General features: G+C 68.4%; 1 protein-coding gene. It reads left to right on the top strand.

Annotated features, from left to right (window positions below):
* A partial coding sequence (locus A5732_RS04600; RefSeq protein ID WP_142256554.1) for a non-ribosomal peptide synthetase occupies positions 1–1,608 on the top strand: 1,608 nt, incomplete at both ends.

The raw sequence follows: 1,608 nt of genomic DNA, 5'->3' as shown, positions 1-1,608 counted from the left end.
GGTGCCGGTGTCGGTGGTGGGGTTGTTTGCCGGGCAGGTGGCGCGGGTTCCGGGTGCGGTGGCGCTGAGGTGTGGGGGTCGGTCGTGGACGTATCGGGAGCTTGATGGGGTGTCCACCCGGTTGGCGCATCTGTTGGTCGAGTGTGGTGCTGGTCCGGGTGGGGTTGTGGCGCTGCTGTTTTCGCGTTCGGCTGAGGCGATCGTGGCGATGTTGGCGGTGCTGAAGTCTGGGGCGGCGTATCTGCCGATCGATCCGGCGTTGCCGGATGCGCGGGTGGCGTTCATGTTGGCCGATGCCGCGCCGAGGGTCGCGGTCACCACTGCCGGTCTGGCCCCGCGGTTGGCCGGGTTCGGCGGGATCGTCGTCGATGTCGATGACCCGGTGGTGGCGACTCGGCCTGAGACGGCGTTACCGGGCCCGTCACCGGCTGATCTGGCGCACATCATCTATACGTCGGGTACTACGGGGGTGCCCAAAGGTGTTGCGGTCACCCATCATAACGTGGCGCAGTTGTTCGACTCGCTGGATCTGGGGTTCGAGTTGTCGGGCGAGCAGGTGTGGGCGCAGTTCCACTCGTATTCGTTTGATTTTTCGGTGTGGGAGATCTGGGGGGCGCTGCTGCACGGGGCCCGGTTGGTGGTGGTGCCCGATGCGGTGGCGCGTTCGCCCGAAGAGTTCCACGCGTTACTGGTGCGTGAGGGTGTGACGGTGTTGACCCAGACCCCGTCGGCGGCCGCGATGTTGTCCGCCGAGGGCCTGGATGGCACGGCGTTGGTGGTCGGCGCGGAGCCCTGTCCACCCGAGCTGGTGAAGCGCTGGGCGCCGGGACGGGTGATGGTCAACGTCTATGGCCCGACCGAGACCACCATGTGGGTCTCCCACAGCGCGCCGCTGACAGCGGGCACACCGCCGATCGGTTCGCCGATATCGGGGGCCGCGCTGTGTGTGCTGGATGGATGGTTGCGCCCGGTACCGGCCGGCGTGGTGGGCGAGCTGTACCTCGCCGGTGACGGCGTCGGTGTGGGGTATTGGCATCGCCCCGGGCTGACCGCGTCGCGGTTCGTGGCCTGCCCGTTCGGCGTTGCGGGCCAGCGCATGTACCGCACCGGGGACCTGGTCTGCTGGGGTCCCGACGGGCAACTGCGCTATCTTGGCCGGGCCGACGAGCAGGTCAAGATCCGCGGCTATCGCATCGAGCTGGGCGAAATCCGTGCCGCGCTAACCGAATTGGACGGCGTCGAGCACGTCGCGGTCGTCGTCCGCGAAGACCAACCCGGCGACAAACGCGTCGTCGGGTATGTGACTGGAGCCGCTGACCCGGCCGACATTCGGGCCCGGTTGGGTCAGCGGCTCCCCACCTACATGCTCCCGTCGGCGGTGGTCGTGCTCGATGCGCTGCCATTGACGGTCAACGGCAAGCTCGACCCCCGCGCCCTGCCCGCCCCCGACTACCAGGGCGGCGACGGTTACCGCGCTCCGGAAACCGCCATCGAGGAGATCCTGGCCGGCATCTACGCCCGGGTGCTCGGCGTCGAGCGGGTCGGGATCGACGACTCCTTCTTCCACCTCGGCGGCGACTCACTCTCCGCGATGCGCCTCATCACCGC

The organism is Mycobacterium colombiense, assembly GCF_001953985.1.
Lineage (GTDB): Bacteria > Actinomycetota > Actinomycetes > Mycobacteriales > Mycobacteriaceae > Mycobacterium > Mycobacterium colombiense_B.
The sequence above is the reverse complement of the archived record's forward strand: the minus strand, read 5'-3'. Positions and strand labels throughout refer to the sequence as shown.